The 25,015-nt window shown below is 69.4% G+C and carries 18 protein-coding genes; 11 read left to right on the top strand and 7 right to left on the bottom strand.

Annotated elements, in window-relative coordinates; all coding sequences use genetic code 11:
- Positions 1-42: 42 nt before the first annotated feature.
- Positions 43-1,878, bottom strand: coding sequence for a SpoIVB peptidase S55 domain-containing protein (locus tag PLE19_11685; protein ID HPD15608.1), 1,836 nt, complete (start codon positions 1,876-1,878; stop codon positions 43-45).
- 303 nt (positions 1,879-2,181) lie between these two features.
- Here PLE19_11685 and PLE19_11680 point away from each other — a divergent pair, with 303 nt between their 5' ends.
- Both PLE19_11680 and murI read left to right on the top strand, forming a co-directional pair.
- Positions 2,182-3,216, top strand: a complete 1,035-nt coding sequence (locus tag PLE19_11680) for an N-acetylmuramoyl-L-alanine amidase (protein HPD15607.1) — start codon at positions 2,182-2,184, stop codon at positions 3,214-3,216.
- A 39-nt stretch (positions 3,217-3,255) separates the two neighbouring features.
- Entirely contained in the window at positions 3,256-4,080 is an 825-nt protein-coding gene (murI, locus tag PLE19_11675) for a glutamate racemase (GenBank protein HPD15606.1), read from the top strand.
- Positions 4,081-4,095: 15 nt separating this feature from the next.
- Here the strand turns inward: murI and fmt are convergent, their stop codons facing one another.
- The 4 genes from fmt to PLE19_11655 form a co-directional block, all read right to left on the bottom strand.
- Positions 4,096-5,046, bottom strand: coding sequence for a methionyl-tRNA formyltransferase (gene fmt / locus PLE19_11670; GenBank protein ID HPD15605.1), 951 nt, complete (start codon positions 5,044-5,046; stop codon positions 4,096-4,098).
- Positions 5,047-5,058: 12 nt separating this feature from the next.
- The gene (locus tag PLE19_11665) at positions 5,059-5,970 is read right to left on the bottom strand and encodes a hypothetical protein (protein HPD15604.1); all 912 of its coding nucleotides are present in this window, start codon (positions 5,968-5,970) and stop codon (positions 5,059-5,061) included.
- A gap of 5 nt (positions 5,971-5,975) precedes the next feature.
- Positions 5,976-7,307 (bottom strand): GTPase HflX, encoded by a 1,332-nt coding sequence (hflX, locus tag PLE19_11660; protein ID HPD15603.1) that lies wholly within the window; start codon positions 7,305-7,307, stop codon positions 5,976-5,978.
- A 96-nt stretch (positions 7,308-7,403) separates the two neighbouring features.
- On the bottom strand, positions 7,404-8,534 hold the full coding sequence (locus PLE19_11655; GenBank protein ID HPD15602.1) for a HEAT repeat domain-containing protein: 1,131 nt from the start codon (positions 8,532-8,534) through the stop codon (positions 7,404-7,406).
- 154 nt (positions 8,535-8,688) lie between these two features.
- Here PLE19_11655 and PLE19_11650 point away from each other — a divergent pair, with 154 nt between their 5' ends.
- Together PLE19_11650 and PLE19_11645 are read left to right on the top strand one after the other, a co-directional pair.
- Positions 8,689-9,318 (top strand): riboflavin synthase, encoded by a 630-nt coding sequence (locus PLE19_11650; GenBank protein ID HPD15601.1) that lies wholly within the window; start codon positions 8,689-8,691, stop codon positions 9,316-9,318.
- A 27-nt stretch (positions 9,319-9,345) separates the two neighbouring features.
- The gene (locus PLE19_11645; protein HPD15600.1) at positions 9,346-10,896 is read left to right on the top strand and encodes an FGGY-family carbohydrate kinase; all 1,551 of its coding nucleotides are present in this window, start codon (positions 9,346-9,348) and stop codon (positions 10,894-10,896) included.
- A 386-nt stretch (positions 10,897-11,282) separates the two neighbouring features.
- Here the strand turns inward: PLE19_11645 and PLE19_11640 are convergent, their stop codons facing one another.
- Complete coding sequence (locus tag PLE19_11640; GenBank protein HPD15599.1) at positions 11,283-12,803, bottom strand: radical SAM protein; 1,521 nt, start codon at positions 12,801-12,803, stop codon at positions 11,283-11,285.
- Between the two features lie 558 nt (positions 12,804-13,361).
- Between PLE19_11640 and fusA the strand changes: the two genes are divergently transcribed.
- The 7 genes from fusA to PLE19_11605 all read left to right on the top strand — a co-directional run bounded on the left by fusA (position 13,362) and on the right by PLE19_11605 (position 23,040).
- Positions 13,362-15,407 carry an elongation factor G gene (gene fusA, locus PLE19_11635; protein ID HPD15598.1) on the top strand — a complete coding sequence of 682 codons (2,046 nt, stop codon included), beginning with the start codon at positions 13,362-13,364 and terminating at the stop codon, positions 15,405-15,407.
- 269 nt (positions 15,408-15,676) lie between these two features.
- Complete coding sequence (locus PLE19_11630; GenBank protein ID HPD15597.1) at positions 15,677-16,018, top strand: cupin domain-containing protein; 342 nt, start codon at positions 15,677-15,679, stop codon at positions 16,016-16,018.
- 90 nt (positions 16,019-16,108) lie between these two features.
- A complete protein-coding gene (locus tag PLE19_11625; protein HPD15596.1) occupies positions 16,109-18,976 on the top strand; it encodes a helicase C-terminal domain-containing protein in 2,868 nt (955 codons plus the stop codon).
- Positions 18,977-19,094: 118 nt separating this feature from the next.
- A complete protein-coding gene (locus PLE19_11620; protein ID HPD15595.1) occupies positions 19,095-19,472 on the top strand; it encodes a GIY-YIG nuclease family protein in 378 nt (125 codons plus the stop codon).
- A gap of 12 nt (positions 19,473-19,484) precedes the next feature.
- Entirely contained in the window at positions 19,485-20,525 is a 1,041-nt protein-coding gene (ltaE, locus tag PLE19_11615; protein ID HPD15594.1) for a low-specificity L-threonine aldolase, read from the top strand.
- A gap of 143 nt (positions 20,526-20,668) precedes the next feature.
- Complete coding sequence (locus PLE19_11610) at positions 20,669-21,868, top strand: beta-ketoacyl-[acyl-carrier-protein] synthase family protein (protein ID HPD15593.1); 1,200 nt, start codon at positions 20,669-20,671, stop codon at positions 21,866-21,868.
- Positions 21,865-23,040, top strand: coding sequence for a beta-ketoacyl synthase N-terminal-like domain-containing protein (locus PLE19_11605; protein HPD15592.1), 1,176 nt, complete (start codon positions 21,865-21,867; stop codon positions 23,038-23,040). The genes PLE19_11610 and PLE19_11605 overlap by 4 nt, the downstream gene beginning before the upstream one ends.
- A gap of 15 nt (positions 23,041-23,055) precedes the next feature.
- Here the strand turns inward: PLE19_11605 and asnB are convergent, their stop codons facing one another.
- Positions 23,056-25,011, bottom strand: a complete 1,956-nt coding sequence (gene asnB, locus PLE19_11600) for an asparagine synthase (glutamine-hydrolyzing) (GenBank protein HPD15591.1) — start codon at positions 25,009-25,011, stop codon at positions 23,056-23,058.
- Positions 25,012-25,015 lie beyond the last annotated feature (4 nt).

Raw genomic sequence — 25,015 nt, 5'->3', positions numbered from 1 at the left:
AGATCGGAGATCGAGAATCGCAAGCCGCAAGTCGGCCATCCCTCAGGGCCTCCGCGGGGGCTTCACCACGAGCGGCAACATGTGGCTGCCGGCCAGTACGAAGGGTGTCTCGGCGAAGGCCGAAAGGGACTTGCCTGTGACCGTCAGCCCCGTGGCCCTGGGGGAGCCGATGACGGAGAACATCGAGGCGGGCAGCGAGGGCAGCTCGACGCCGCGGCTGGCGATGCCGCGGTCGGGCAGCTTCAGGCGGATGTAGAGGCGGCGCTGGGGGGTCTGCTCGCGGAGAATCTCCACCAGGTGATCGAGGTCACGCGGCTGGTAGCGGTGAGGGGCCTCCTGGCGCTCGAGGCGCTCGTGCATCTGGGCGTCGCACACCATCACGCTGGCGCTGCCGGGCGGGAAGTCGGCCGGGAGTTTCAGCTCGATGGCCTGGACGAAGGGGTCTCTCTTGTGCGGGCGGATGGTGGCCAGGGCGCGCAGTGTGTCGCCGGGCCGGCACTCGTTGTTCTCGAGCCTCACGGCCTCGACGCGCGCCACCGTGGCCTCGGCGGCCACCTGGAGGTCAGCCGTGATCTTCTCGACCTCTACGGCGCCGAACTCGTTGTTGCCCAGGGCGGCGAGGGGGTTCACCACGTCGTTGAGCGCGCCCAGGAGCGAGGTCATGCTCGAGAGCCCGGAGTACGTATTGTCCACGACGATGGGCGGCCGCTTGGAGAGCTGGATCGTCGCCTTGAACTGGAGCGTGTTCTCGCGCGGCAGGTCGCCGCGCACGAGCAGCGCGTTGGCGAGGAACATGCCCGCGATGCGCGAGGTCAGGCGCGGGTGGTCAATCAGCCGTCCGCGATAGACCTCTGGGCCCTGCATGTCGGCCCGTGTGAGCCGGGTCTCGATGGCGATCATTCTGGGCGGCGCGCCCACCTTGCCCACCACGGCCGCCTGCATGTCCGCGGTGAGCCGGCCCACTGTCCTGGCGGCGCTCGCCAGCTTCATCGAGCGCATCAGGCTGGGGAACGAGAACTGCACCACGGCGGTGGCCATGGGCACGCTCACGCGTCCCTCGCCGAACATCGGGTGCCCGAAGCCGAGGATCGAGTCGCCCACCACGTCGGTGCAGGTGCCGATGCCGCTCATCTCGACGTCGCCCTCGGCGAAGCGCACGGCGAGGGCCGAGCCGGGCTCGAGCTTCAGGCCCTCGGGGGCGTCGGCCGCGCCGGCGGCGCCGCCCTGCGCGAGCACGAAGCCGAGCGGCTCGAACTCGCGGCGCGCCAGTTCGAGGGCCGGGCCGCTCAGGCCGGCCACGTAGAGGGGCGTCTGGAGGCGGCTGAGCGTGGCCGAACCGCCGGCCACCTGCTCCCAGCTTGGCGGCGCGCTGGCCAGGCGCACCTCGCCAAACGACCGGTCGCCGAGCACGAGCGGCCCGTCGAGCTGGCCGCCGGGGGCCGCGGGCGGGGCGGCCGCCGCCTTCTCCGGCACGGGAGACACGAGCGCCTGGTACATGTTCTCGATGGGCGTGACGCCGCAGATCGGCTCCTTGGGGAATGACCAGCCGTAGGCCACGGCGCCCGCCATCTTGAAGTCGTTGCCCACCTTGAGGTAGATCGGGCTGCCGCTCATGCCCGCGATGATGCCCGTCTTCTCCAGCCCTGCGCCGCTCATGCGGCAGATTACGATGTCCTGCTTCGGCATCGCGTTGCGCAGCACGCCGATCACCTCGACATCGAATCGCTCGATCCTTGTGCCCTGGAACACCGAGAGGCCGTAGCCGGTCATCCCTCGCCGGATCTCATTCGCCGCAAGGTACTGCGCCGGCAGGCCGCCTGCCTGGGCCGCAAGGGCTATCCACAAGACGCCGAGGAGCAGAACAGCACGCAGTCTCATGGGAACCTCCAGGGAGGCCGCGGGTGGCCGGATGGCATACGGAACCGCAGTATCATAGGCTTCCTCATGGGGCGAGTCAAGCCGCCCGCACGTGCGAAGCCGGTGGTGCCCTCACGTTTTTCTGACCTTGACAGCGCGGGCGAATGCCGCTAAGATTGCCGGTCAGAGGGAGAGCGCCGCAGGACAGGCGGCGACGCGAGTCCCCGTGGCGCCTTGTCCGCGCGGTCCCCCTCTTATCCCCGCCCTGTGTCCAGCCATCTCGTGTCCCTCGGGCCGGCAGCGCGAGAGCAACCGAGGCAGCCCTTGAGACCACTACCGAACCGAGACGTGCGGCTCCTGTTCCTCGTCCTGGCATGGCTTGTGGGGCAGGGCGTCGCCGTCGCGCGGCAAGGCGGCCTCGTGGTGGCCGAGCGGCCGAGTGCGGTGGTGGTGGCCATGGCCCCCGTGCCCAGCACCTATCGGTACACATGCCTCAACGACCTGGCGCGCCAGTTGGGCGCGCAGGTCAGCTTCGACGATCTGGCGGGCGTCTTCACGCTGCGGGTCGGCGAACGTCGGGTAGCCGTGGCGCCGGGCATCGAGGTCGCTGCGCTAGGAGCTCGGTCGGTCGAACTCGGCGACGAGGTGGTGCTGCGCTACGGGCGTGTCTACGTGCCGCGATGGTTCGCGCGGGATGTGGAGCGCTACCTGCGCACGGCGGGGCCGGAGCCCGGCCCGGTGGTCGTCGAGCGCCCCACGGAACGGCCGGTCGAGCCCTCCAGGCCGCGCACGGTCGGCCGCGTGTGCATTGACCCCGGCCACGGCGGCAAGGACCCGGGCGCTGTGAGCCGCTGGGGCCTTGTGGAGAAGGACATCGTGCTGCCCACCGCGCAGTTGCTCGCCCAGGAGCTGCGGGCGCGCGGATTCGACACGGTGCTGACGCGTGACGGCGACTATTTCGTGGAGTTGGAGGACCGCCCCGCCGTGGCCACGCGGAAGGGGGCCGACCTCTTCGTGGCGATTCACGCGAACGCCATCGCGAATGCGTCGTACAAAGGGCTGGAGATCTTCTACTGGTACGGCTCGTGGTCGGCCGCTTCCGCGGCCACCCGCCGCGAAGGCGTCGAGCTGGCGCAAGCCATCGAGCGCGCCTGCGAGCGCGAAGGGCTCACCGTGCGCAACGTGCGCGGCGCCGACTACAAGGTGCTGCGCTACTCGAAGGTGCCGGCGACCCTGGTGGAGATCGGCTTCCTGACGAATCGCGCCGAGGAGCAGGCCCTGCGCACCACGGCCTACCGCCAGCGCGTGGCCAGGGCCATCGCCGAGGGGATTGACGCCTACCGCAAGGGGAACAAGTGAGCGCGTCCTCCGCGCCCGGCTGCCGTGGAGAAGACTCCTGTGCCTGACCGCGCCTCGCCCATCGGCATCTTCGACTCGGGCCTCGGCGGCCTCACCGTGATGCGCGAGGTGGCCCGCGCTCTGCCCGACGAGGACCTGCTCTACTTCGGCGACACGGCCCGCGTGCCCTACGGCATCAAGTCGCCGCCCACCATCACCGCCTTTTCCGAGCAGTGCTGCCGCTTCCTGCTGCGCCACGAGCCCAAGCTGCTGGTCATCGCCTGCAACACTGCCTCGGCCGCCGCGCTGCCGCGCCTGCGCGAGGCGTTCGATGTGCCGATCCTCGGCGTGGTCGAGCCCGGCGCCCGCGCCGCGGCCGCTGCCACCCGCAACCGCCGGGTCGGCATCATCGGCACCGAGGCCACCATCCGCAGCCGGGCCTATGTCGAGTGCATCCGCGCCCTCGACCCCGCCATCGCGCTGGTGGACCGCGCCTGCCCGCTCCTCGTGCCGCTCGTGGAGGAGGGGCGCGGGTGCGACGACCCCATCGTGCGCCTCGCCGCCAAGGAGTACCTGCGGCCGCTCATCGAGTTCGGCGTGGACACGGTGGTGCTCGGCTGCACCCACTACCCGCTGCTCAAGGACGCCCTGCGTGGGGTCCTGGGCCGCGCCGTCACCATTGTGGATTCGGCCGAGGAGACCGCCCGCGCCGCCGCCGACACCCTCGGCCGGCTCGGCCTGCGGCGCGCCAGCGCCACCTCGCCCGCCCATCGGTACTTCGTCACCGACAACCCCCTGCGGTTCGCCTCCATCGGCTCCCGCATCATGGGCAACATCATCGAGAGCGTCGAGTGGGCCGACCCCGCATCCCTGCCGAGCGGGTGAGCCCGCGTGGCGCTCTCAGTCGGGCTTGCCGAAGCGGTCGCCGACGGCGACGCGGTGGCCGCGGAGGAAGTCGGAGGCGGACATGGTGCGCCCGCCGGCGGGTTGAAGGGTGAGGAGACGCAGGAGGGCGTGGCCAGTGCCCACCACGAGGCAATCGCCCTCGGCAATGGCGACCTCCCCTGGAGGGGCCGCCGGCCCCTCCAGGGGCTCGGCCTCGTGGACGACGAGCCTCAGCGGCGGCTTGCCGGGTCGTCGCATGAAGGTGAACGCCCCCGGCCACGGGGCCATGGCCCGCACGAAGCGGGCGAGGTAAGCTGCAGGGCGATCCCAGGGGATGACCCCGTCGGCCTTGTCGAGCGCCGGCGCGCGGGTGGCGAGGGACGGGTCCTGGGGGATCGGGTGCGCCGTGCCCGCGGCGATGGCGGAGAGGGTCCTCACGAGGAGGCCGGCGCCCAGGCTGGCGAGCCGGGCGGTCAGGTCGCCCGTGGTCTCGCGCGGGCCAATCGGCGTTGCCTCCTGGGCGAGGATGTCGCCGGCATCCACCCGCTCGTTCATGCGCATGATGGTCACGCCCGTTTCGGCGTCGCCGGCCAGGATGGCGTGGGCGACGGGCGCGGCTCCCCGATGCCGCGGCAGGAGCGAGGCGTGAACGTTGAGGCAGCCGAGCCGGGGGAGGGCGAGAACGCGCCGCCGCAGCTTCTGGCCAAAGGCCGCGACCACGATGGCCTCGGGCGCCCGCTCGGCCAGGGCCGCCACGAAGGCGCGCTCGTTGACGTTTGCAGTCTGGAGCACGGGCAGCCCGTAGGCGAGGGCGACCCGCTTAACCGGCGGGGCCGTGAGCAGGGCGTGCCGGCCGCTCGGGCGGTCGGGCTGCGTAGCCACGCAGACGATCTCGTGCCCCGCCCCGAGCAGGGCCTCGAGCGAAGGAACCGCAAAGTCGGGCGTGCCGAGGAAGGCGATGCGCATCTGCTGTGGCGCTCAGTAGGTGGCGAGGACGAACTGCTTCCAGACGCGCTCGAAATCGGCGACGGGCATGCCGAAGACCTGCTCGAAGGCATCGGACTGGAGTTGGAACGCCTTGTCGGCGGCCTCCTGGAGGACGCGCTTGAGGTCGGCCTCCGACTGGATGTGAACGAAGCCCGGCCGCTCGGGCGCCAGCTCCTTGAGCTTGAGCACGAACTTGCCGATCTTGCCCTTCGTGCGCGGGTGCTGCGAGAGACAGTGGATGAGGCTCCAGGCCTGCGCGTAGCCTGCGCGGTCCACGGGCGGGAACGCCGTGACCCAGAACTCGCGGAGCGGCCGCTCCTTGCCCGCCGACACCAGGGCTTTGACGAGCGGCCGCCACTGCTTCACGCGCGAGTCGCCCGGCTGGTGAAGGAACTCGAAGAACTGCGCGCACCCCTCGTGCAGCCAGGTGGGCAACTGCACCTCCTTGCGGTAGAGTTGGAGGAAAACGTGGCTCATCTCGTGGATGAGCACCTGCTCCAGGTGCACGCGGTCCTGGCCGTACAGGGGCATGACGATCGTGGGGTTCTTCTTGGTCGGGCTGGCGAAGCCGCCCGAGAGGGCCGTGCCCGGCCCCGCGGTGGCGGCGGCGAAGCTCATGAACTGCTCGCGCGTGGCGAAGAGGAAGACCTGGCACTTGCCCTCCCACACGGCCTCGCCGCCGGGCACGTCGAAGAGGTCGCAGAAGCGCGAATAGGCCCTCTCGCACAGAGCCGCGTAGGCCTTGGCCACGTTGGGCGGCACGGTGAACTGCACGTCGAAGTGCGCGGTGCTGGTCTGCTGAAGCTTGGCTTCGGCCTTCGCGGGCGGGTCGGCCTCCGGGCGTGGCGCGGCTGCATGGGCGGCGAGGGCCACGAGAGCGAGCAGGAGTGTGCGGCGCAGCATGGTGCTCAGGCCTTTCCCGCTGCGGCGTGCAAGGGGGCGGCGGGATGGACGATGATCGCGTCGCTCGGCCCCGCGGCGCCCCGGAGGGCCGGCAGGTGGCGGGGCTCGACGCGGGCCTCGAGCGTCACCTGCTCATCCTCGCTGGAGCTGGCCAGCACGTTGGCCAGCTCGTGCAGGAGCGCGAGGAGGCGGCCGTTGCCGCAGTGGGCGCGCACCGTCACGCGCGTCTCGCGCTGGGCGATGAGGTGCAGCACGCGGGCCCGCAGCTCGCCGAGTCCGTCCCCGCGCAGCGCCGAGATGCGCACGTGGTCGGGCAGCGATGCCGCGAGGAGGTCGGCCTCCACCGTGGGCAGGGCGACGTCGCACTTGTTGAAGGCGTTGAGCACCATGTGGGCGCCGCAGCCGATCTCTTCGAGCACCTGCCGCACCACTTCGGCCTGGTGCACGCAGTCGCGGTGGCTCACATCAATCACGTGGATCAGCAGGTCGGCGTCAATCGCCTCCTCCAGCGTGGCGTGGAACGAGGCGACCAGGTGGTGCGGCAGGCGGCGGATGAAGCCCACCGTGTCGCTCAGCAGCGCGCGGTGGCTGCCGTCGAGTTCCCAGGTCCGCGTCTTCGTGTCCAGCGTGGCGAAGAGGCGGTCCTCGACGAAGGCGTCGTTGGTGCCGGTGAGGGCGTTGAGCAGCGTGCTCTTTCCCGCGTTGGTGTAGCCGACGAGGCAGACTCTGAACTCGCCGCTTCGCGCGGCGGATTCGCGCACCTTGCGGCTGGCGATGTCGGCCAACTCGCGGCGCATGTGGGCCATGCGGCGGGTGATCACGCGGCGGTCGGTTTCGAGCTGGCGTTCGCCCGGGCCGCGGGTGCCGATGCCGGCGCCGAGGCGGTCGAGATGGCTCCACATCCGTGTGAGCCGCGGCAGCGTGTACTCGAGTTGGGCCAGTTCCACCTGCACCTTGGCTTGGCGGCTCTTGGCCCGGGTGGCGAAGATGTCGAGGATCACCTCGCTGCGGTCGAGCACTTTGGCCTCGGTCACGCGTTCGAGGTTGCGCACCTGGGCGGGGCTGAGGTCGTGGTCGCACAGCACGGCGTCGGCGTCCTCGGCCAGGCACAGGTCGCGCAGTTCCTCGGCCTTGCCCTGGCCGATATAGGTGCGGGGGTCAATGTGAGGGAGCTTCTGGGTCAGGCGGCCGGCCACGCGAGCGCCGGCCGTCTCCGCCAGACGCTGCAATTCGTCCAGCGGGGCCTCGCCGCCGTGGTCCTCCCCAGGCAGGAGAGCGCCCACCAGGATCACACGTTCCTGGCGAACGGTCAACTCATCGCGTTTGGGCTCGTGCAAGCCGGTGTCCTATCGCCAACCACGGGGCAGGTTCCAAGCCGGATTATATCGCGGCCCCGGAGGGGAGTCAAGCGGGATGCCCCGTGGCTTCGGCGGTCACTCGCCGAGCGGCGTGGCCGTGGTCGGGGCCTCCGGCGCCGTCTTGGGGGGCTCGGGCGAGGGCGGCGTCGGCGTGGGCGCCTCGACGCCCAGCTTGCCGAGCGTGGCGCGGATGGCCTCCTTCAGCCGGGTGACCTCCTCTTCGGGAGGCTCGGGCTCCAGCCCATCCGCAGGGGCCTCGAGCAGGCCCTCGAGGGGCTTCACGGCCGCCTGATTGCCCAATTGACCCAGGACCTCCACCGCGGCGACGCGGACCGATAGGTTCCTGGACTTCAGGAGCCCGATGAGGGGTTCCGCTGCCGCCTTGTAGCCGAGCTTGGCCAGGGCTTGCGCCGCGCCCACGACGGCAGGCGGCTGGTCGCGCTTGAGAACGGCTGCGATGCTCTCGGCGGACTCCTGGTCGCCGAACTCGGCCAAGGCGAGGCACGCGCCGGCCACGGCCTCGGGGGCCTTGGCGTCGAGCATCGAGCGGATCGCGGGCAGCGCCTTGCGGTCGCCCAGCTTGGCCAGGGCCAGGCAGGCGGCGCCTGCGACCTCGCCCGCCTCGTCCTCCAGCCGCTTGCGGATGAGGGGGATGAATGCCTCGTCGCCTGTCTCCGCGAGGCTCTGCACCGCCGCGAGGCGGCCCATGGGCGATGCGCCCTCGATCTGCTCCCGGTAGAATCGAATCTGCTCCTCGCTGCTGATGACGTCGGGCGTGTCGCGTCGGAGGCAACTGTAGAGCGTGTAGGCGACGCACAACACCGCCAACGTGATGAGCACGGGCGGCGCATAGCGTCGCCAGTCCAGCTTGCCGCGTGCCGCCCAGACAGGCCCCGGCTCCTGCGGCGCCGCGAGCACCTCGTTCCAGTTGGGCCCGAGCCTGGGCCTCGCCGCGGGCTTGGCCGGAGCGCCTGTCGGCCGAGGCTTGGCGCCCGGCTCCTGCCGCGTGGCGCCCTGCGGCGCGGGCCCGGCATCGCCCTGCTTCGGCGAGGCTGGCGCTGATGGGCCCTTGGCCCCCGGCGCCGGCCGCGGGGCGGCTCCTGGCGAGCGTTTCGGCTCGTCTGCCTTCGGGGGCGTACCGGGCGCAGGCTGACTGCCCGCGCCGCTCTTCGACGCAGGGTCTCGCTTGGGTGTCGAATCCGCCATGCGGCCCGGTCCTCCTTGCGTTCCTCCCGCTGCACAGGTGATTCTACTCCGCCGGGTGGAGAGTGTCAACCACCGAGCCGCCCCCCGGCTGGAGGTTGACAGGGCGCGCATCGCGGGCTAGAATGGCCGCCGAAGACGCGGAGGAGCGCGCGAGATGTTCACCGGCATTGTCGAGGCCATGTGCCCGGTTGTCGCACTCCGGCGCGGCGCCGCCTGGCGGCTGGTCATTGACCTGGGCCGCCTGGCCGAGGGCACGCGCCTGGGCGATAGCATCGCCATCAACGGCGTGTGCCTCACCGTAGCCGCGCTCGACGGCAGCCGCGCCTCCTTCGACGCCATCGGCGAGACCATCGGCCGCACTAACCTGGCCGCCCTGTCGCCGGGACAGCACGTGAACATCGAGCGTTCGCTCCGCGTGGGCGACCGCCTCGGCGGCCACTTCGTGGCCGGGCACGTGGACGCCGTGGGCACCATCCGCGCGAAGGACACCCTGCCCGCGCAAACTGTGCTCCGCGTCGCCGTGCCCCGCGAACTGACCAAGTTCATGGCCGCCAAAGGCTCGGTAGCCGTGGACGGCGTGAGCCTGACGCTCGTGGATGTGACGCCCGACGCCTTCGCCGTCGCCCTCATCCCCTACACCCTGGGCGGAACCACCCTGGGCACGAAAGGCCCGGGCGACCCCGTGAACGTCGAGGTGGACATCCTGGCCCGCTACGTCGCCCGCCAGCTCGGGCACGACGCCGCACTGTCCGAAGGCATGCTACGCGAGCATGGTTTCTTCTAGCACCCGTGCCTTGTGGAGACGACCGACATGGCAACGGCACTGCGCTGTGTGAAGCCGACCACCGTGATCACCGGCTGGGACTTCAGCACCGGGGCGGTCAAGTGCCTGGCGTTCGACCTGGCCGGCCGCGTGTTGGCCGAAGTGCGCCTGCCCACCGACCTCTGGCGCGAGGGCGACGAGGAGGGCATCTCGGAACTGAACCTCATGCAGCTCGAAGGCCAGGCCCGCGCCAGCACCCGCGCCATCGCCGCACGCCTCCGCGAGCTCGGCCGCCTCGCCGACTGGGCCGCCGGCGGCATCTCCGCCACCCATCACACGGCCGGCCGCATTGACCGCGACATCGTGCAGGTGCGCCGCGCCATCTGCTGGAACGACCACAGCCTGGCGAAATACAACGCCCTCGGCCTCGAACGCCTCGGCGGGCAGGACCGCGTCCGCCAGCTCATCGGCGGCCCCTGGGCCATCCGCTACAGCCTCAGCCACCTTGTCAAGGACGAGGCCAAACTCAGCGAGACCGACTGGCGCCGCACCTGGCGCATCCTGCCCCACGGCCCACTCTCCGCCGGCTTCCTCACCGGCAACTACGACGTCACCAGCGTCTCCGCCGCGGCCTCTACGGGGCTCATGGACCTTCGCCGCCGCAAGTGGTGCAAGGCCATGCTCGACGCCCTCGAATCGCCCGCTTACCGCGCGCTCGCCTGGAAGCAACTCCCCAGAATCATCCACCACTTCATCCCCCTCGGCCCGCTCGCCCAGCACGTGGCCCTCGAGGCGGGCATTGACCCGCGCCGCCGCCCGCTCCTCTTCCCCACCTCCGACGACCAGCAGGCCGGCCTCGTCGGCGGCGGGGCCGTGGACAGCGGCCAGATGGCGGTCATCCTCGGCAACTCCGCCGTCGTCAACTCCTCCTCGAAGCAGCTCCCCGCCCGCGGCAACCTCGACGTCATGGCCCTCAACTGGGGGCCGTTCCTCTACATGCGCTGCTACAACAACGGCGCCCAGTTCCTCGACCAGGTCGTGGGCGCGAAGCCCGACTGGAAGGCCCTCGGCGACGCCGCCCGCGCCTGCCCCCCCGGCTGCAACGGCGTGGCCGTCATGCCCTTCGTCGCCCCCGAGCCGTCGCTCGGCGTGGATGCCGCCAAGGCGGGCCTCCGCTGGTTCGGCCCCACGGATGCATCCGCCGGCGTCAAGTTCCGCGCCAGCCTCGAAGCCATCGCCTACCTCATCCGGCGCGGCGTCGAGGAGCACGAGCAGGCCGGGCAGACGATCACCCGCATCACCGTCTCGGGCGGCATCGCCCGCAGCGACCTGATGTGCGAGATACTGGCCACCGTGCTCGGCCGCCGCCTCGAGCGCCTCGAATCCGACGAAGGCCCCGCCCTCGGCGCCGCCGTCACCGCTCTCGCCGCCCTCGAGAGCCACCGGCGCAAGCAACGCGGCATCAAGGGGCGATACGGCGTCGGCCACGCTGTCGCCCAACTCATCCGCTTCAAGGCCCCCGTGGACCCCAACCCCGCGTGGCTCGACGCCTACCGCGCCGGCTGGGCGACCTTCAACGAGCGCCTCGAGCAACTCTAGGGTCTGTGCGGAAATCCACGCGGGACCGCTACGCCGCGGCTGCCTGCCGCCAGGCAGGATCGGGGCCCTGGCCACGTCGCAGCTCGAAACCTTCGCTCCGCCCCGGGTGCCCTCCAATCGCCCGTTCTCGGCCCTCCGCCCATACTTGCTCATCGTCCGGACACGCCCGGTATGGCCGGAAGGGCGAGAATCGTCCATTCTCGCCCTTCTATCCATACTTGCTCATCTCCCCCCCATAGGGGTGAGCAAGTATGGACGCGCGCTGGCCCCAGATCCCTCGCGCAGCCTCCCTTCGCCCCGCTTGTCGCCAGATGGAGGCTATGGACAAGATGGGCGAGATGGCGGGCGGCCCGGTGCGTCCATCACACCCATTGTATCCACGGCCTCTAGCTGCCGCCGGCGGGGCTGTACTTGGCCATGATGCTCTGGAGGAGCGGCTTGTTGTAGAGCCACCAGACGCAGGCGGGGACGGTGCGCGCCTCGCCCGTCTCGGTGTCCTCGTAGGCGAAGCCGGCGGCGCACATTTCCATGCGCTCGCTCTCGATGGAGTGGATTTCCTCGAAGGGCAGGATGATGCTGGTGAGGCGGTCGCCGATCCAGGTGTGGCGGGCGAGCTGGTCGTAGAGGGTCTTGCCGAGGATGAGGCCGCCGAGCAGGCGCGGGATGACGGCCCACGGGCTGCCTTTGAGCAGCCGGCGGAAGTGGACGTTCTTGCGGATGAACGGCAGGAAGGCGCGCAGGACGATGAGCTTGCCGCGCAGGCGCGAGAGGCCGCGGGCGGAGTCGAGCTTGGCGAGCCGGGGCTCGAGCGCCTTGGCGATATTGACGGCTTCGGCGGCCAGGTCGCCGACGGGCCGCTTGAGGAAGTGGGAGATGGGGCGGTAGCGCTGGCCATCGGGAATGAAGATCGTGGCGGCCTCGCAGTTGGGGTGCACCTTGTTGAAGGTGCGGGCGCCGCCCGAACGGAAGAACGAGAGCGCACGGTCGAAGTGGAACTGGAGGCCCAGCGAGGCGAACTCGACCTTGTCGTCGGGGAAGGCGGCAGCGACGATTTCCTGGACGTCTTCGATGGTGGTCGAGATGTCGGGCTCGAAGCGCCCCGCCTCCCACGTTTCGGTGAGGGGCAGGAAGTTCAGCGCCTTGATGTGGTTGCGGTGCTCGTAGCACAGGGTGAAGAGGTCGGCGATGTGCGCGTCGTTGATGTGCCGGGCGACGGTGCACATGATGGCGTCCTGGCGCTGGGTGGCGAACTTCTTGAGGTTGTCGAGGGCCTTGAGTTTCGGCTCGTAGCAGGCGGTGGTCTTGCGCATGCGCTGGTAGATGCTGGGGTCGCGGCCGTCGAAGCCGAGGAAGACGGGCAGCTTCCTGTCGCAGACCTTCTTGCAGAATGCCTCGTCGGCCAGCTTCAGGCCGTTGGTGACCAGGTGGACGCGCAGGCCGAGGCTGTGCGCGAGGTCCACGATCTCGAAGAGGTCGTCGCGCAGCGTGGGCTCGCCGCCGAAGAGGTGGATGACGGGCTTGGGGTCGAGCCTGGCCAGGCCCTTGAGCATGTTCTCGAAGTACGCAAAGGGGGGGTGGTAGTCGAAGCCCATCCAGGGCGCATTGGCCACGCAGATGGGGCAGTTCATGTTGCAGCGGTTCGTGAGGTCGAGGAAGACGAGCTTGAGCGAGCGCGGGTGGCGGCAGCCCTCGCACTGGAGGTGGCAGATGTGTTGGGTGGCCGTGGCGCTGTCGTACTGCCAGATCTCGCGCTTGCGCTGCCAGGTGGCGGGGTCGTTGCTCACCAGGCCCTCGGTCGTGCCGCAGGCCGGGCAGGCTTTGACGAGGTAGACCTTGCCGTCGCGGATGTCGTGGGAGCAGGGCACTCGGTCGTGGCACTTGTCGCAGACGCCGTAGTTGACTGCCATCGCGGTTCCTGTGCTCCTGGCCGGCCCTGTCCTGTAGCTCGCTGCAAAGTATACCGGGAAGTCCGGCGCGAGGCAAGCCAATATGCGGCGTGCGGGATGCGGGCCGGAATCGTGGCCGGGCGCGGGGGCTCGTCCCCGCACGGCCGGGCCGCGCGGGGGGCGTGGCGCGGGCATCCGCCGCCGGTCCCCGCCACGGCCTGCGCACCGATGCGTGGGTGTGGGCCGGAATTGTAGGCAGGGTGATGGTCTCTGGAGCCTGAAGGGCTCGCATGGGATAGCCCAGGGCAACGCCCTGGGTTCAGCGGGCTCCACGGGTCCAGCCCTGAAGGGGCGGGATAGAAGCTCCCTATTCCGCCCTGTCAGGGCTGCCGCGGGGCGGTCTTGTTCCCAGGGCGTTGCCCTGGGCTATCCTATTTCGCTCCTTCGGAGCTCCCGCAGCCGCCTACAATTCCTGCCCACACCCCCGATGCGTTTGCCGCTTGCGATTTCCTGCGGCGTGCGTATAATACATTATTCCTTTGTTCCCGTGCTGCTCGGCATGGCTTCCTGGAGAACCGAATGGCGGACCATAAGACGGCGGACTTGCGCAACTTCGCGATCGTGGGCCATGGCGCCGTGGGCAAGAGCACGCTCGCCGAGGCGATCCTGTTGGAGACGGGGGTGACCAACCGCATGGGCAAGCCCCGCGAGGGGACCTCGGCGGTGGACTTCGATGATGAGGAGAAGGAGCGGCGCTTCAGCATCTATGCCAAGGCCTTCTTCGTCAAGCACAAGGGCAAGCAGCTTCAGTTCATTGACACGCCCGGCTACGACGACTTCTTCGGCGAGGTGGTGAGCGCGTGCGCGGCCGTGGAGACGGCGCTGCTCGTCGTTCCCGCGGATGCGGGCATCCAGGTGAACACGCGGCGCGTGTGGAAGCGCGCCGTGCAACAGGGGGTGGGCCGGGCCATCGTGGTCAGCAAGCTGGACTCCGAGGGCGCGAAGTTCGAGGCCGTGGTGGAGGCGATCCAGGCCACGTTCGGCAAGGGCTGCGTGCCTGTGAACCTGCCCGTCGGCTCCGGGCCGGCCTTCAGCGGCGTGGTGAGCGCGCTGAACCCGCCCCCCGATGCGGCGGATGAGGTCAAGGCGGCTGCCGAGGCCCTGCGCGAAGCCATCGTGGAGTCCGACGACTCGCTGATGGAGCGCTACCTCGAGGGCGAGGAGATTGCGCCGGCCGAGCTCCTGGCGGCGGCCAGCCATGCCGTGGCCAAGGGCACTCTGGTGCCCATCTTCTGCTGCGCGGCCGAGAGGCGCATCGGCGTGCCCGAACTGCTGGACGGCATTGTGGCGCTGCTGCCTTCGCCCGTGGACGGGCTCCAGCGGGCCTGTGTGAAGGCCGGCACCGAGGAGGCCGTCGAACGTCCTGCCGCCGAGGAGGCTCCCTTCGCCGCCCAGGTCTTCAAGGCCCTCTACGACCCCTACGTGGGCAAGCTCGCCTTCCTCCGTATCTTCTCCGGCACGCTCAAGCCCGAGGACGGGCTTTACAACTCCCGCGCCGGCGAGCGCAGCAAGCTGGGCCACATCTACCGCCCGCAGGGGAAAGAGCAGGTCGAGGTGGATTCCGCCGTCGCCGGCGACATCGTGGTGGTCGCCAAGATCGAATCGCTCGAGGTCTCGGATACGCTGTGCGACGAGCGCGACCCCGTGACGTATCCTCCGATCGTGTTCCCCGTGCCGATGGTGTCGCGCGCGGCCGAGCCGAAGACGCGCGCCGACGAGCAGCGCATGAGCACGGCGCTCTCCCGCATCGCCAGCCAGGACAAGACGTTCCTCGCAGGCCGCGACGAGCAGACCGGCGAGCTGGTGATCACGGGGATGAGCGACCTGCACCTCGACGTCGTGATGAGCAAGCTCGGCCGCAAGCCCTTCGAGGTCGAGATGAACCTCAAGGAGCCGCGCATCCCCTACAAGGAGACCATCGGCGGCAAGAACAGCGCGTCCTACCGCCACAAGAAGCAGACCGGCGGCCGCGGCCAGTTCGCCGAAGTACACCTCCGCGTCGAACCGCTCGAACGCGGGCAGGACTTCGAGTTCGTGGACGAGATCTACGGCGGCGCCATCCCGCGGCAGTTCGTGCCCGCCGTGGAGAAGGGCGTGCGCGAGACGATGGCGAAGGGCGTCATCGCCGGCTGCCCGGTGGTGGACGTGCGGGTGGCGGTTTACGACGGCAAGTATCACGACGTGGACAGCTCGGAGGCGGCGTTCAAGATCGCCTCGTCGCGGGCCTTCCGCGATGCGTTCAAAGGCGCGAAGCCCCAGCTCCTCGAGCCGATCGTCAACATGGAAATCACGGTACCGTCGAAGTACTTCGGCGATATTTCGGGCGACCTGAGCGGCCGGCGTGGCCGCATCCAGGGCATGGGCGTCGAGGGCGACCAGCAGATCATCAGCGCCCAGGTGCCCCTGGCCGAAGTCTCCAACTACTCCACACAGCTTCGCTCCATCACCGGCGGCGAGGGCAGCTACACGATGGAGTTCTCCCACTACGAGCCCGTGCCGTCGCGCGTCCAGGAGGTCATCGTCGCCAAGGCCGCGAAGGCCAAGGCCGGCGAAGAGGAAGAATAGCTCTCGCCCGCTGTTTCCACAACCGCCTTCAGGGGCCGCATGGGCGGCCCCTGCTTCTTGGCCCCGCCGGGAATCGCAGCGGTCCATCCGTCCCAAAGGTCCCATCTGTCCTATGCACGAGTGGAGCGGATGGGACCGATAGGACCGACGGGGCATGCGCGGAACCTCCTCTTTGTGTTTCCCGACGCCGAGGGATCGCGTATAATGGTGCGCGTCGCAGGGCCTGCTGCGACGCGATGGGGCTTGGAGCACGACAGGAGGCAGCGACCATGGAACTCGTGAACGAAGGCGAGAAGCAGTGCCGCGACGGCGACCACGGGGTGAAGTACCTCTTCCGCGGGCCGCGGCTCGACTGGGGAGTGCTCCGGTTCCTCCCCGGCCAGCAGCTCGGCACCCACTTCCACGAAAAGGTCGAAGAGACGTTCTACTTCACCCGCGGCACGCCGCTCGTGATCGTCAACGGGCAGGAATACCGCGTCCGCGTCGGCGACGCCTTCCGGATGGAGCCAGGCGATGTCCACAACATCGTCAACGACACGGCCGAGCCGATGGACGCCGTGTTCATCAAGAGCGAGTACCTGCCCAAAGACAAGGTGGATGTGACGCCCTGAGACGCGAGACGTAAGATGCGGTAGGACGGGTCTGCAATCGCAAATCGCAAGTCGCAAGTCGGCAATCCCTCGTACCGCCGTCTGGTCTTCCTGGACCTCGAGACGACCGGCCTCGATGCGCCCACGAACGAGATTATCGAGTTCGCCGCGGTGCGCGTGGTGGACGGCGAGGTGAAGGAGGAGTTCGCGCACCTGGCCCATCCCGGCCGCCCGTTGCCCCTGGCGATCACGAAGCTCACGGGGATCACCGACGCGGACCTTCGCCGCCAGCCCCCGAGCCGAGCCGTCCTGGGCGAGTTCCTGCGCTTCCTCGGCGACGACCCGGTGGTGGCTCACAACGCCTCCTTCGATGCCGGCTTCCTGCGTGAGAAGTCCGACGGCCTCTTCGGCAACACCGTGTTCGACACCCTCGAGCTCAGCCGCATCCTGTTCCCCGCGTTGGAGCACCACGACCTCGACACTATGGTGCTCACCCTGGGCCTCCAGGTGGGGGAGCGGCACCGCGCGCTCGACGACGCCCGCGTGCTGGTGCCCTTGTGGCGCCGTCTGCTCGAGCGGCTGGAGGAACTGCCCTTCGAGGTCGTGGCCGCGCTGAGCGCCGTCTCCGGCCTCACGAACTGGCCGGCCCGCCACCTGTTCCTCGCCGCGGAGGCGAAGCGGCTGACCGGGGCCTTCGACGTGGCCGCGCCCAACTACCGGCGACTCCTGGGCGACTTCAGCGAGACCATCGAACAGGGCCGCAGCGCGCGGCGCGAGTTCGACCCCAGCCAGCGCCCGCCGCCCCAGCGGCTCGACGTGCCGCAACTCGTGGGGCTCTTCGGCCCTGGAGGCGTCTTCGAGCGCTCCGTGCCGGGCTATGAGCTGCGCCCGCAGCAGGCCCGCATGGTCGAGCTGGTCGCCGAGGCGTTCAACGAGGGGCGGCACCTGCTCGTCGAGGCCGGCATCGGCGTCGGAAAGTCCATCGCCTACCTCGTGCCCGCCATCCACTGGGCCGTGGCAAACGGCGACAAGATCGTGGTCTCGACCAACACCAAGAACCTCCAGGAGCAGCTCTTCTTCAAAGACCTGCCGCTGCTCGAGCGCACGCTGGCGGCGAAGTTCGAGGCCGCCCTGATCAAGGGGCGGGCCAACTACCTGTGCGTCCGCAAGCTGCTCTACCTTCTCGAGGAGGCCGAGCGCGAACTCACCGAGGACGAGCGCCTGGCCCTGCTGCCCATCCTCGTGTGGGCCGCCGACACCCAGACGGGCGACGTGGCCGAGTGCACCGGCTTCCTGGCCTTTCGCGAGCGCGACCTGTGGCCCAAGCTCTGTTCCGCCGGCGACGAGTGCGGCGGACCCAACTGCCGCGAGTGGCGCCACTGCTTCCTCCAGAAGGCCCGCGCCCTGGCCATGCTGGCCGACATCGTCGTGGCCAACCACGCCGTCGTCTTCTCCGAGATCGGCATCGAGAGCCCCGTGCTTCCGCCCTACGCCCACATCGTCTTCGACGAGGCGCACAACCTCGAGGACGCGGCCACCGAGCACCTCGGCTGCCAGATCGACCGGTGGGAGGTGCTGCGCCTGCTCCGCCGCCTGCTCCGCCGCGAGAAGAACGCCCCCGAGCGCGGCCTGCTGCCCAGCATCCGCTACCGAATGAAGAAGGGCCGCGAGCACCACCTCACCGACGACGAGCAGCGCCTCGACCGCTTCATCGTGGAAATCTACGCCGACATTGAGGAGGTGGAGAGCCGTCTCGACGTCTTCCTTCAGACCATTGAGGCCGTGTTCCAGGCCGCGCGCAAGGGCGGCGACAGCGTGCGCTACGACGCCGAGCACCGCGACGAGCGGCTCTGGGACCCCGTGGGCGCCGAGAAGAAGACGCTCGTTGCGGCCCTCGCACAGCTCCGCCAGCAGCTCGAGCGCCTGGCCGAAGGGCTCGAACTCCTCGCCGAGCGCGACTTCCCTCACCGCGCAGAGTCCATCTGCGATCTTCGCGGCCTCGACGGACGTCTGGCCGAGGTGCAGGAGGCGCTGGACTTCCTCGTCGCTGCCGGCGACGAGGGCTTCGTCTATTGGATCGAACAGTACGGCCGCAAGACGCCCACGTACCGCGTTGCCGCCGCCCCCGTGCGCGTGGGGCCGAAACTCAAGGAACTCCTCTACGACCGCAAGGACACCATCGTCTTCACCTCGGCCACGCTCACGGCCGGCCGCAGCTTCGAGTTCCTCAAGGACCGCATCGGCCTGGACCAGATGGAGAAGGGGCGGCTCGTCGAGGAGGACGTCGGCTCGCCCTTCGACTACGACCGCCAGATGCTCGTGCTTGTGCCCAACTTCCTGCCCGAGCCCGACGCGGCCGAGCGCGACTTCTCGGCGCACGTAAGCGACCTCCTCATTGACATCTTCCGCGCCAGCGAGGGGCGGGGCCTCGGGCTCTTCACCGCCTACGCGATGCTCAACGACGCCTACCCCAAGCTCAAGGCGGCCCTCGAGGCCGAGAGCATCCTCGTCCTCGGCCAGGGCTTCGACGGCGAACGGCGCAGCATCACGAACCTCTTCCGCCGCGACATCGGTTCCGTGCTCCTTGGCACTGACAGCTTCTGGGAGGGGGTGGACGTGCCGGGCGAGTCGCTGAGCTGCCTGGTGATCACCAAGCTGCCGTTCGCGGTGCACACGGCACCCGTGGTCCAGGCGCGGTGCGAGGAGGTGCAGGCGCGCGGCTTCAGCTCCTTCCGCCACTACTCGCTGCCCAGCGCCGTCATCCGCTTCAAGCAGGGGGCCGGGCGCCTCATCCGCACGAAGACCGACCGTGGCGTCGTCGTGGTGCTCGACCGCCGCGTGCTCACCCGCAACTACGGCTCCAGCTTCCTGCGCTCGCTGCCCACCGGCTATCGCACGGCCGCCAACCCGCGCCACCTGTGCGACATGATCCGGGCATTCCTGAGGGCGCATGGAGGCTCGGCAAGAGGCCATGAGTAGGACCGATAGGACGGATAATAGGACCGATAGGACCACGACGACATCTGCCGTTGGCGGGCCGACGCGCAGGCCACGTCCTATCCGCCCTGACCAGCCCGCGGGGGGCGCGTATTGTCTCGTGATTCGGCTCGGTGCTGCCAGCGAAGCCGCGATTGGGCGGCTCGGGCGTTGTGGCTTCCGAAAGGGCTACTACGTCTACTGCGGCAGCGCGATGAACGGCCTTGCCGCCCGCATCGCACGGCACCAGCGGCGGGTCAAGAAACTGCACTGGCACGTTGACCATCTCCTCGCTCTCCCCGCCTCGACGCTCGTGGCTGCCATCCCCTACCCGTCTGAGCGGCGCGAGGAGTGCAGACTCAATCAGAGCATTCAGCGGCGGCCAGGGGCCGTCGCACCGATTCGCGGATTCGGCTCTTCCGACTGCGTCCACGGCTGCCCGGCGCATCTCACCTACTTCGTCCGCAAGCCGCGGATGCCTTATCAGGTATTGGGGTGAAAGGGACCAGCGATGGAACTGCCCATTGACCTGCGCAGCGACACCGTGACCAGGCCCTCGCCCGCCATGCGCCAGGCGATGGCCGACGCCGAGGTCGGCGACGACGTGGCCCGCGAGGACCCGACGATCAACCGGCTCGAGGAACTGTGCGCCGAGCTCTACGGCATGGAGGCGTCGCTCTTCACCCCCTCGGGCTCGATGGCCAACCAGGTGGCGATCAAGACCTGGACCCAGGCGGGCGACGAAATGATCGTGGACCTGAACGCCCACTGCTACAACCTCGAGAGCGCGGCCATTGCCGCGTTGTCCGGCGTGCAGGTGGCGCCGGTGGACGGACGGCGAGGCATCATGACGCCCGAACAGGTCGAAGCGCGGATCCGGCCGAAGAACGTCCATCACGGCCCCACGGCGCTCATCGCCATCGAGAACACCCACAACCGCGGCGGCGGCTCGATCTACCCCGTCGAGACAGTGGTCGGCATTGGCGAGGTGGCCCGGCGTCACGGCATCCGCCTGCACCTCGATGGCGCGCGGCTGCTCAACGCCTGCGTCGAGAAGAGAGTCAGGCCCACCGACTACACGCGGCATTGCGACTCCGCCACCCTCTGCTTCTCGAAGGGCCTGGGCTGCCCCGTGGGCTCCATCGTGGCCGGGCCGCGCGACTTCATCGAGCGGGCGCGCCGTTGGCGCAAAGTGTTCGGCGGCGGGATGCGCCAGGCCGGCATTCTGGCTGCGGCGGCTATCTATGCGCTCCAGCACAACGTCGAGCGGCTCGCCGAAGACCACGCCAACGCCCGCCTCCTCGCCCAGGGCCTCGCGGAGATTGACACCCTCGACCTCGACCCCGGCGAGGTGGAGACCAACATGGTCTTCTTCGACTGTTCTCGCACGGGAATGACCGCGGCCGCCCTCAAGCACACGATGGCGAAGGCCGGCGTTCTGATGTACGACACCGCTCCGCACCGCATCCGGCTCGTCACCCATCTCGATGTCACCCGCGAGCAGGTGCTCGACGCCGTGGCCATTTTCAAGCGGGTGCTGATGTCGGCTTGATCGCCGGCAACGCGGGGGCTAGGATAGGCATGGCACCGATAGGACGGATAGGACCGATGGAACGATGAAGGCCTGTGCGTCCGCAGTAGGCCGCCTGTCCTACCTGTCCTCTCGGTCCAATCGGTCCTATTGGCGGTCTGCACGTGCCTACTTCTGCCCCCCGCCTCGTCATCACCGGCCTGGGCGCCATCGCCCCCAACGGCAACTCCGTGGCGGAGTTCTGGGCCGGGCTGTGCGCGGGGCGCGATGCGGTCGGCCCCATCACGCATTTCGACGCCAGCCCCTTTCGCAACACGAACGGCGGCGAGGTGAGAGGCTTCGCGTTCGCCGACCCCGAGGCGAGCCGAGCGAAGCAGTACGCCCTGGCCGCCATCGAGCAGGCCCTCGCCGATGCACGGCTCGAAGGGGAAGAACTCCGTTCGGCGGGGATCGTGCTGGCCACGAACTTCGGCGGCTGCGAGCACGGCGAGAAGCTGCTGGCCGCCCAGACTCGCGGCGAAACGCCCGACCCCCGCTGGCTCGCCGAGTTCGACTTCCAGGCCGCCGCCATCGCAGCCGCGCGGCGATGGGGTCTGCGCGGACCCGCGGCAACACTGTCGCTGTCCTGCGCCTCGGGTGTCGCGGCCATCGGCTACGCCGTGGACCTCATTCGCGAGGGGCGCTGCGAGCGAGCCATCGCCGGCGGCTACGACGAACTGGCCCTGATGTCCTACAGCGGCCTGAGCGCGCTCCGCGCCATCACGCCCGAGATCGTTCGTCCCTTCGACAAGAACCGCCAGGGCACAATCTTCTCCGAAGGCGCAGGCGTGATCCTCGTCGAAGCACTGGACGCCGCGAGGGCCCGCGGCGCGGCCATCCATGCCGAAGTCCTCGGCCACGCGATGAACAATGACGCCTTCCACATGACTGCCCCCGATACCAGCGGCAGAGGCATCACCGCCGTCATGCAGGGCGCCCTCGACGACGCAGGCGTCAGTCCCGAAGACGTCCAGCACGTCAATGCCCACGGCACAGGCACCCCGTATAACGACAAGATCGAGACGGCCGCCATCAAGGCCGTCTTCAACGCCCACGCCCGACGCCTCGTTATCACGGCCAACAAGTCCATGATCGGGCACACCTGCGGCGCCGCCGGCACCCTCGAATCCATCGCCACCATCAGGACCCTTCAGACCGGCATCGTGCCGCCCACCATTCACTACGAGACGCCCGACCCCGAGTGCGACCTGGACTATGTGCCGAACGAGGCGCGGACGTGCGACGTGCGAGTCGCCCTCTGCAACGCCTACGGCATCGGTGGCACCAACTCGGCGATCGTGCTCGCACGCTGGGAGGGCCGATGAACGGCAGTGACGTCGTCATCACGGGCGTTGGTTGCATCACACCGCTCGGGCTGTCGCTCGAGGCGTTGAGCACAGCGCTGCGCGAGGGGCGCCCAGGCTTCGGCGAGCTCGCCTCGTTCGATGCCTCGGCCTACCCGTGCCGCTTCGGCGCGGAAGTGCTCGACCTGGAGCTTGCCGACTTCATCGAGTCGTCGAAGACCTACGTTGACCGCACCTCGGCCTTTGCCCTCGCCGCCTGCGCCACGGCGCTGCGCGATGCCCATTGGACAGGCGACGAGAGTGTGGGGCTGATCCTGGGCACGGCGTGGGGCTGCATGGATTCGCTCCAGCTCTTCGCGCAGAAGCTGGTCGAGGGCAAGCCCAAGTTCGTCTCCCCGCTGCCCTTCACCCACAGCTACGCGAACGCGCCCAACAGCCTGGCCTCGATTGAGTTCAAGCTCCGCGGCTTCAATGCCTGTCTCACGAGCGGTCACGTGTCGGGCCTGGCGGCGGTGGAGTACGCCTGCCGGCGCGTGGCGCTGGGCAAGGAGAAGCGGTTGCTGGCAGGCGGGTCCGAATCACTCTCGGAGCCGGTCTTCCACGCCTATTGCCGGCGCGGCAGGCTGCATCCTGGGCAGGAGCCGCGGCCCTACGACCCCGCATCGAGCGGAATGTTGCTCGGCGAAGGGGCGGCCGTGGTCGCCGTCGAGGAGGCCGAGTCGGCGCGGCAGTGGAACACTCCCGTCCTCGCCCGTGTGCTCGGCTGGGCCTCGTGCCACGGCGAATCGGTGGCCGACGGCCTGGCTCGTTCGATGCGCGACGCGCTGGCGCGTGGGGGCATCCGCTTCGGCGATGTGGACGCGATTCTCGGCATCGGCTGCGGCTCGCCCGCGTTCGACGCCGCGGAGATCGAGGCGATTCGGGCCGTCTTCAGCGGGGCGAGGCCCGCGCTCACCTCTGTGAAAGGCTGGCTTGGCGAGGCGATGGGAGCGGGGGGCGCGGTATCGCTGGCTGCCGCGCTCGCCTGCCTCGAGGACCGCTTCCTGCCCGCCGCGTTGCCCACCTATGGCCCATTGCCCGACGGCGTCCGCCTGGTGGCCGGCGAGCCGCTGGACGGCCCGGTCGGCACCCTCCTGGTCAATGCCGCCGACCCGAGCGGCGCCTGTGCGAGCCTTGTCCTGGCCTCCGCGTGACGCAGGGATCGCGCCTCACGGCAGGAACTCGCGGTGCCAGAGCTCGAGGCTGAGGAGCGCCCAGAGGCGGTCAGCGTGGTCAGCGCGGCAGGTCTGGTGCTCCTCGACGAGGCGACGCACCATCTCCTCGCGGAAGTAGCCGCGGCCCAGGCACTCGGGGGAGAGCAGGATGCCTCGGGCGTAGTCGCGCAATTCGCTGCGCAGCCAGTGGGCAATCGGCACGCCGAAGCCCATCTTGCCCCGCCTCCGGATCGGGGGCGGCAAGAGATCGGCGAAGGCGGCCCGCAGGAACTTCTTGGTCGTCGTGCCCAAGCTTCCCATCTTGAGCCCCGTAGGCAGCGACAGCCCGAAGCCGATCACCTCGGGGTCGAGAAACGGGCAGCGGACCTCCAGAGAGTTGGCCATGCTGGCGATGTCCACCTTCGTCAGGATATCGTTGGGCAGATAGGTTGCGGCGTCCACGCGGGCCGTGGCGGCAGCGGCATCGAGGAGCGACACCTTGTCAAACTCCGCCGCCAGATAGCGGGCCGCGTCGTGGCCGCCCAGCCGCACGGCGAAGTCGGCGGTATAGAGTCCGGGCCTCTCAGACGGCTTGAAGTAGGCGATCCACTCGATGTAGCGCTCGACCTGTGAGCGGGAGAGTCCCTCGACAAACCGGCGGAGTCTGCGGCCGCGCATCTTGGGTTCGGCGGTCGAGGCCCGGCCGAAGAGCGCCCGGGCGAGCCCGCCCACCGCGCTCCTCAGCGGGCGCGGCAACGCGTCGTATCTTGCCCCGAGGGCCATCGCCGCGTAGCGCTCGTAGCCGCCGAAGCCCTCGTCGCCGCCGTCGCCCGAAAGCGCCACGGTCACGTGCTCTCGCGTCTTCTGCGCGAGGTAGTAGGTCGGGATGGCTGACGAATCGGCGAACGGTTCTCCATAATGGCGGACGAGGAGCGGCAGGACCTCGATGGCCTTCGGCTCCACCACGAACTCGTGGTGGTCGGTCCCGAAGCGCTTGGCGGCGAGGCGCGCATAATTCAGTTCGTCGTACTTCGTGTGGCCGAAGCCGATGGAGAAGGTCTTGACCGGCTCCCGCTGGTGGCGGGCCATCAGGCCCACGACGATGCTCGAATCAATGCCGCCGCTGAGGAAGGCGCCGAGGGGCACATCGCTTATGAGGCGCCGTCTCACCGCCTGGTCGAGCAGGTTTCGCAGCTCGGCCGCCGAAGCGGGTGTTTCCTGCGTCTCGGTCGGCAGGTTCCAGTAGCGTTCGATGCGGGTGCCATCCTTCGAGGCCACGAGGTAGTGGGCGGGCAGCAGCTTGCGGATGCCCTCGTAGATGGTGAGCGGCGCGGGAACATACTGATAGGTGAGATAGAGGTCAAGCGCTTCGGGTGAGACGGCTCGAGGAACGCCCGGGGCCTCGAGCAGGGCCTGGAGCTCGGAGGCGAAGGCCAGGCGCGAGCCGTCGTCGCTGTAGACCAGCGGCTTCTTGCCCAGGCGGTCGCGGGCGAGGAGCAGTTGCACGCGGCGCTCGTCCCACACCGCGAAGGCGAACATCCCGTGGAGTCGCTCGACGACGCGCTCGCCCATCTCCTCATAGAGGTGCACGATGACTTCAGTGTCGGCGTGCGAGCGGAAGAGGTGGCCGCGTTCGAGCAACTCGTTCTTCAGCTCGCGGAAGTTGTAGATCTCGCCGTTGAGAACGACCCACACCGAGCCGTCCTCGTTGGCCATCGGCTGGTGGCCGCCCATCACGTCAATGATCGAGAGGCGAGTCATGCCGAGGCCGAGATTGCCGACTGCGGATTGCGGATTGCGGACTGGGGCCTGAGGCTTCGGACCCGCGGCCTGGTCGGCCGGCAAGTCGCCCCGAATGAAGGTGCCGGCGTCGTCGGGGCCGCGATGGCGCAGGCGCGCGATCATCGCCCGCAGCGTGTCGCGCGAGACCGGCGTCTCAGTGCGATGGAGGATGCCGCAGATCCCGCACATTCGG

Source organism: Planctomycetota bacterium (assembly GCA_035384565.1).
Classification (GTDB): domain Bacteria; phylum Planctomycetota; class PUPC01; order DSUN01; family DSUN01; genus DAOOIT01.
Note: the sequence above shows the minus strand (reverse complement) of the source record. Positions and strands in the feature narration are given on the sequence as shown.